This window comes from Rhodococcus sp. P4_C10, assembly GCF_056402135.1.
Genome location: NZ_JBFUHZ010000023.1, coordinates 115,712 through 122,956, shown reverse-complemented (window position 1 = coordinate 122,956; position 7,245 = coordinate 115,712). Strand labels below are relative to the sequence as shown.

Here is a 7,245-nt window from a genome sequence, read left to right as displayed (position 1 = left end):
TTCTCCCGAGATACGTGGTGCGGGCATTACGGTGAGACACGAGAACCTCCGGTGGGAAGTGGGCCTTCGACAAGCCACACCTCAACCGGAGGTTCTCTTCACATCAAGCCGACACGCCTGTTACCAACGTCCTGGCCGGGTACAGCTAGGGCATGTCTCCCGATCCCCGTTTCGTGGGATCGGGAGTCACACCCTGGGCTGTCGGTGGGCGGGCGCACACTGCGTGGGTGCGTGCGCTGCTGGACCTGGTCCTGCCCCGTGAGTGCGGCGGCTGTGGGGCCGTCGGGACGCTCTGGTGTGAGCGGTGCCGGGTCGCGTTGGCTGCCGGGCCGGTACCGCTGTCCCCGAGGGTCGACCCGGGGGTGCCCGCCTGGGCGGTCGGCAGCTACGTCGGGGCCCGCCGGGCGGCGGTGATCGCGGCGAAGGAGCGTGGCCGACGTGACCTCGCGGTCCCGCTGGGGCAGGCTTTGGCGACGGCGGTGCGTCGGCTGCGCGAACTCGGCGAGATCGACCCCGCGGAGTTGGCCGCACTGACCCTGGTACCCGCGCCCAGCCGGCCGCGGGCGGCCCGTGCGCGCGGTGGGGATCCGGTCGCGGCCGCGGTCGGCGCGGCGGCGTCGGCGCTGCGGCCGGAACCGGTCCGAGTGGCGGAGTTTCTGAAATATGCACGGGGAGTTCGCGATTCGGTGGGGCTGTCGGCTCGGGCGCGGGTGGAGAACCTGTCGGGACGAATCCTGGTGGCGCCGGCGCCGCGGACCGGGCGGGGGGACTGCGTGGTGTTGGTCGACGACGTGCTGACCACCGGCGCGACGGCCGCGGAGTCCGTCCGGGCCCTCGCGACGCGGCGGGTTCGGGTGGCCGCGGTGCTGGTGATTGCGGCCGCTTGAGTGAAACGCGACGTTAATGCTGGCACTCCCGCCGAACTCGTACTAGCGTCGCCAACACAACCGACGAACTGGTGGAGGTGATACCGCAAATCCTGGCGTCGGGCGGTTCCCCTCCCGGCGTAGCTCATCCGCCGACAGTCATCATCTGTGGCTCGGCCGTATCTTGGAGGTACGCGTGACGACCCCTTCAACAGCCTCTGTGTTCATCGAAGACGCTGCAGAGACCACCGGGCAACCCGAGGGCCCGCTAGCCGAAATCGTCGTGAAGGGCCGCAACGTCGAGGTCCCCGACCATTTCCGCGTCTACGTCTCGGAGAAGCTGGCACGACTCGAACGCTTCGACCCGACGATCTACCACTTCGACGTCGAACTCCAACACGAACGGAACCGCAGGCAGGCCAAGAACTGCCAGCGAGTGGAGATCACCGCCCGGGGCAAGGGCCCGGTCGCCCGGGCCGAGGCCTCCGCGGACAGTTTCTACGCCGCATTCGAGAGCGTCACCGCCAAGCTCGAGAGCAGGCTTCGCCGGACCAAGGACCGCCGCCGCGTCCACTACGGCGACAAGACGCCCGTCTCGGTCGCGGAGGCGACCGCGGAGCTCGCCGCCGACGACTCGCTGGCCATCTCGCCCGACATCTCCCTCGAGTCGGAGGAGTATCCGCCGGGCCCGGGGCAGATCGTGCGGACCAAGATCCACTCGGCGGCCCCGATGTCCGTCGACGACGCGCTCTACGAGATGGAACTGGTCGGACATGACTTCTTCCTGTTCCACGACAAGGAAACCGACCGTCCGTCCGTCGTGTACCGCAGGCACGCGTTCGACTACGGGCTGATCCGGCTCGCCTGACACACCCTGCTTGACGCACGCTTACACGGTCGTTCTGCTCCACGGATCGTGAGAGCGCCTACCATGGGATCCGGTCGGGGGATAACTCCCTCGGCCGGATCCTCTCTGTGACCGGAACTACTGTGTAGTCAGTTGCTCCGTTTGCGGAGTCGAGACCTGCCCGCCGAGATTGAGGACGTTCAAGCCCGTGCCGTCGCTGTCACTGTCGAAGCTGCTCCGTGTTGGTGAAGGTCGCATGGTCAAGCGGCTCAAGCACATCGCTGAGCACGTAACCAGCCTCTCGCCCGAAGTCGAGGCGATGACCGACCTCGAGCTCCGCGCCAAGACCGCGGAGTTCAAGGAGCGGTACGCGTCGGGTGAGTCCCTCGACGACCTGCTGCCCGAGGCCTTCGCGGTGGCCCGTGAGGCGTCCTGGCGGGTGCTCTCGCAGCGGCACTTCGACGTCCAGGTGATGGGCGGCGCCGCCCTGCACCTCGGGAACGTCGCCGAGATGAAGACCGGTGAGGGCAAGACCCTGACCTGTGTGCTGCCGGCCTACCTGAACGCGATCTCCGGCGACGGCGTGCACGTGGTCACGGTCAACGACTACCTGGCCAAGCGTGACTCCGAGTGGATGGGCCGCGTGCACCGGTTCCTCGGTCTCGAGACCAGCGTGATCCTGTCCGGGATGACGCCGGCCGAGCGCCGCGTCGCCTACGCGTGCGACATCACCTACGGCACGAACAACGAGTTCGGCTTCGACTACCTGCGCGACAACATGACGCACTCGCTCGACGACCTGGTGCAGCGCGGCCACAACTTTGCCATCGTCGACGAGGTCGACTCGATCCTCATCGACGAGGCGCGTACCCCGCTGATCATCTCGGGACCGGCCGACGCGTCCAGCAAGTGGTACGGCGAGTTCGCCCGGATCGCGCCGCTGCTCAAGCGTGACGTCCACTACGAGGTCGACATCAAGAAGCGCACCGTCGGCGTGCACGAGGCGGGCGTCGAACTGGTCGAGGACCAGCTCGGCATCGACAACCTGTACGAGGCCGCGAACTCGCCCTTGGTCAGCTACCTGAACAACGCGATCAAGGCGAAGGAGCTCTACGCCAAGGACAAGGACTACATCGTCCGCGACGGCGAGGTCATCATCGTCGACGAGTTCACCGGCCGCATCCTGGTCGGCCGCCGCTACAACGAGGGCATGCACCAGGCGATCGAGGCCAAGGAGAAGGTCGAGATCAAGGCCGAGAACCAGACCCTCGCCACGATCACCCTGCAGAACTACTTCCGCCTCTACGACAAGCTCTCGGGCATGACCGGTACCGCCGAGACCGAGGCCGCCGAGCTGCACCAGACCTACGGACTGGGCGTCATCCCGATCCCGACGAACCGTCCGATGGTCCGCGTCGACCAGGGCGACCTGATCTACAAGACCGAGGAGGCGAAGTTCGCGGCGGTCGTCGACGACGTCGTCGAGCGCCACGGCAAGGGCCAGCCCGTCCTGATCGGCACCACCAGCGTCGAGCGCTCGGAGTACCTGTCCAAGCAGTTCACCAAGCGCGGCGTCGTGCACAGCGTGCTCAACGCCAAGTTCCACGAGCAGGAGGCCACCATCGTGGCCGAGGCCGGCCGCACCGGCGCGGTCACCGTGGCCACCAACATGGCCGGTCGTGGTACCGACGTCGTGCTCGGCGGCAACCCCGACATCCTCGCCGACCTGCACCTGCGCAAGCAGGGGCTGGACCCGGTCGAGACCCCGGACGAGTACGAGGCAGCCTGGGAGCCGGCCCTCGACGAGGTGCAGCGGCAGGTCAAGGCGGACGCGGAGACCGTGCGCTCCGCGGGTGGGCTGTACGTGCTCGGCACCGAGCGGCACGAGTCCCGGCGCATCGACAACCAGCTGCGCGGCCGCTCCGGCCGTCAGGGCGACCCGGGCGAGTCCCGCTTCTACCTCTCGCTCGGCGACGAGTTGATGCGCCGCTTCAACGGCGCCGCGCTGGAGTCGATCATGACCCGGCTCAACCTGCCCGACGACGTGCCGATCGAGGCCAAGATGGTCTCGAAGGCCATCAAGAGCGCGCAGACCCAGGTCGAGCAGCAGAACTTCGAGATCCGCAAGAACGTCCTCAAGTACGACGAGGTGATGAACAAGCAGCGCACCGTCATCTACGAGGAGCGTCGCCAGATCCTCGAGGGCAAGAACATGGAGGGCCAGGTCGAGAGCATGATCACCGACGTGGTGACTGCCTACGTCGACGGCGCCACCGCCGAGGGCTACGTGGAGGACTGGGACCTCGACCAGCTGTGGACGGCGCTCAAGACGCTGTACCCGGTCGGCATCGACTACAAGGACCTCGCCGGCGAGACCGAGATCGGGGAGCGGGGCGACCTGACCCGCGACGAGCTGCGCGAGGCGCTGCTCGCCGACGTGCGGTCCGCGTACGCCGACCGTGAGCAGCAGATCGACGCGATCGCCGGCGAGAACGGCATGCGTGAGCTCGAGCGCCGGGTGCTGCTCTCCGTGCTGGACCGCAAGTGGCGCGAGCACCTCTACGAGATGGACTACCTCAAGGAGGGCATCGGCCTGCGCGCGATGGCACAGCGGGACCCGCTGGTCGAGTACCAGCGCGAGGGCTTCGACATGTTCTCGGCGATGCTCGAGGGCCTCAAGGAGGAGTCGGTCGGCTTCCTGTTCAACCTGCAGGTCGAGGCGGCCCCGGCGCCCGAGCAGTCGGGTTGGACCAACGCCGCCGCCGCGGCCCGCAACGAGAGCGCGCCGGCCCCGCTGCCCACCCAGGTGGACGCGCAGGAGTCGGCCCGGTCGGCAGCACCCGCGGCCCTGCGTGCCAAGGGCCTCGACGCAGCCGAGGAGACCCGGCTGACGTTCTCCGGACCCGACGAGGGCGGCAAGGCGGAGGTCCGCAACGCCGCTCCCGAGGCCGACGGCAGCCGCCGCGAGCGTCGTCAGGCCAAGCGCCGCAAGTAGCTCAACCGACCTGTAGCGACGTCACACACCAGCCGCCCCGCGCCTGCGGGGCGGCTGGTGTGCGTTCGACGCGGCCGGCGATTGCGAAGACCCGGTCGCCGCGGGCGTAGGTGCCGAACACCTCGGCGACGTCCGGGCCGTTCGGGCGCAGGTGCACCCGCTGCAACTGCGCGCCACCGAGCCGGTTCGCCGGCGGCGTGGCGTGGGTCAATGCGGCCACCAGGTCCACCACCGCCGGGGACAGCACGGCGCGAAGCTGGGGCGGCTGGCGGCGTCGGTCGAGGACCTCGAGCACCAGCCGCAGGGCCGTCTCGGCGAACCGGTGCGCTGCCGGGTCTGCGCCGGGCGGTGGTGTTCGCCGGGCCGGCGAACGTCCGCTGTGGGAGGCGGTGTGCGCCGCGGCCGACGGCGCGGCAGGCGCGGGCCCCATCGCCCGGGGGTGCGGCGCCGGCTCGCACTGCGGGGCCCTGGCCAGGAAGCTGCGTGGCGGCTCGTGCCGGCGTGGATGGCTCGTGTCGGGGTGCGTCATGGGGTCCTCTCCCGGTGGGTGCGTCGACAGGTTGTTGCGTCGAGTCCGGGGAGAGGCCGGGCTGTGAGCAGGATTACACGGATTTCGATCGTCCGCACGCGAATGGCCGACGGCGCGGACGGCGTCGCGGCCCTAGGGTGATCGCATGGACGGGTTGGTGCTGGACTGCGGGGGCGTGTTGGTCGGTCCCGGGTCCGACGGGGAGGGGCTGGGCGCGATCATCACCGAGGTGCGCCGCCTCGGGGTGCGCACGGCCGTGCTGAGCAACGATCCGGGCGGACCCGGCGCGGACTGGCTGCGCGGTCTCGGTGGCGGGCGTCTGGTCGACGAGGTGCTGCTCTCCGGTGACGTCGGGCTCGAGAAGCCGGACCCCCGGATCTACCGGCTGGCGGCCCGGCGGTTGGGGCTCGCCGAGTCGGACTGCGTGTTCGTCGACGACCTGGCGGTCAACGTCCGCGGCGCGGTGGCCGCGGGCATGGTGGCCGTCCACCACGTGGACCCCGCCCGCACCGCGGAGGAACTGCGGATCCTGTTCGATCTGGCACCAGGGGACGGAAACTGACATGGCCACGAGGCTGACCACACAAGACGCGTCGTTCTACTTTCTCGAGGCGAGCAGCACGCCGATGCACCTCGGGTCGCTGGCGATCCTGGAGGTCCCCGAGGCCGGCGTCGACTACGAGGAGTTGCTCACCCACGTCGAGCGGCGACTGCCGCTGGTGCCGCGGTACCGGCAGCGGGTGCGTGAGGTGGCCCTGGGGCTCGCGCGGCCGGTGTGGGTGGACGACCGTGAGTTCGACATCACGTACCACGTGCGGCGCTCCGCGCTGCCTCGTCCCGGTTCCGACGCTCAACTGCACGACCTGGTGGCACGGCTGACGTCGCGGCCGTTGGACCGGACCCGGCCGTTGTGGGAGATGTACCTCGTCGAGGGCCTGTCCGACAACCGGGTCGCGATCTTCACCAAGTCCCACTCGGCGCTGGTCGGAGACGAGGGTTCGCTCGAGATCAGCCAGGTGCTGCTGGACCCGAGCAGCACGCCGCGGCCGACGGAGGAAGAGTTGTGGATGCCCACCCGCGAGCCGCGCGAGGCAGAGTTGGTGCTCGATGCGGTCGCGGAGATGATCGCCAGGCCACGCGAGGGGGCGGCGACGCTGAAGATGGCGCTCGGCGACCTGGTGGGCAGCGCGGTCGAGGTCGCCGGGAACGTCGCGGCCGTGGTGCGAACGGCCACCGCCTCGGCACCGACCAGCCCACTGAACGCGGCCATCTCGCGCAACCGCCGGTTCGCCACGGTCCACACCGAACTCGAGGACTACCGGCGCGTGCGCCGACGCTTCGGGTGCACCGTCAACGACGCGATCCTCGCGGTGCTGACGGGAGCGCTGCGGAACTGGCTGCTCTCGCGCGGTGAGCCGGTGACCGCGTACTCGACGGTGCGGGCGCTGGTGCCGATGGCCGTCTACATCTCCGGCGACGGCTCGGAGGAGGAGGTCGACCTGGAGGCCGACCCGGTCGAGCGTGAACACGTCCCGGAGAACGCCGAGCGCAAGGTCTCCTCCTTCCTGGTGGATCTGCCGGTCGGCGAGCCCAATGCGGTGGTGCGTCTCTCGCACATCGCGCACGCCACCGAGGCGCACACCCGGGCCAGCAGCACGGTGACCGCGCAGACCCTGGTGCGGATGTCGGGCACCGCGCCCGCGACGCTGCACGCGATGGGGCTGCGGGTGGCGAGCAGCCTCTCGCAGCGGATGTTCAACGTGATGATCTCCAACGTGCCCGGTCCGCAGTCGCCGCTGTACCTCAACGGCGCCAGGATGCTCGAGATGTACCCGGTGTCGCCGCTGCTCAAGAATCAGGCGCTCAGCATCGGGTTGACGTCCTACGACGGTCACGTCTACTACGGTTTGAATGCCGACCGCGACGCCATGTCCGACGTCGAGGTGGTGACGGCACTGTTGTACGAGTCGCTCGAGGAGCTGTTGGATGCCTGTGGGTAAGGGGTGCA

At 69.3% G+C, this 7,245-nt stretch carries 6 protein-coding genes; 5 read left to right on the top strand and 1 reads right to left on the bottom strand.

Annotated features, from left to right (window positions below; genetic code table 11):
• The first annotated feature begins 227 nt into the window (after window positions 1-227).
• The 3 genes from AC1DWC_RS16905 to secA all read left to right on the top strand — a co-directional run bounded on the left by AC1DWC_RS16905 (window position 228) and on the right by secA (window position 4,708).
• Window positions 228-887: a ComF family protein gene (locus tag AC1DWC_RS16905; RefSeq protein ID WP_477909831.1), complete on the top strand. Its 660-nt coding sequence runs from the start codon at window positions 228-230 to the stop codon at window positions 885-887.
• Between the two features lie 175 nt (window positions 888-1,062).
• Window positions 1,063-1,734, top strand: coding sequence for a ribosome hibernation-promoting factor, HPF/YfiA family (gene hpf, locus AC1DWC_RS16900; protein ID WP_477843852.1), 672 nt, complete (start codon window positions 1,063-1,065; stop codon window positions 1,732-1,734).
• Window positions 1,735-1,921: 187 nt separating this feature from the next.
• Window positions 1,922-4,708, top strand: a complete 2,787-nt coding sequence (secA, locus tag AC1DWC_RS16895) for a preprotein translocase subunit SecA (RefSeq protein ID WP_477909829.1) — start codon at window positions 1,922-1,924, stop codon at window positions 4,706-4,708.
• A 1-nt stretch (window position 4,709) separates the two neighbouring features.
• Here secA and AC1DWC_RS16890 read toward each other — a convergent pair whose 3' ends face one another.
• Entirely contained in the window at window positions 4,710-5,237 is a 528-nt protein-coding gene (locus AC1DWC_RS16890) for an Rv3235 family protein (RefSeq protein WP_477909827.1), read from the bottom strand.
• A 145-nt stretch (window positions 5,238-5,382) separates the two neighbouring features.
• On the opposite strand from AC1DWC_RS16890, the gene AC1DWC_RS16885 reads away from it, so the two are divergent.
• Entirely contained in the window at window positions 5,383-5,799 is a 417-nt protein-coding gene (locus AC1DWC_RS16885; protein WP_477909825.1) for an HAD-IA family hydrolase, read from the top strand.
• Between the two features lies 1 nt (window position 5,800).
• Window positions 5,801-7,237 (top strand): WS/DGAT/MGAT family O-acyltransferase, encoded by a 1,437-nt coding sequence (locus AC1DWC_RS16880; protein WP_477909823.1) that lies wholly within the window; start codon window positions 5,801-5,803, stop codon window positions 7,235-7,237.
• The last annotated feature ends 8 nt before the right edge of the window (window positions 7,238-7,245 follow it).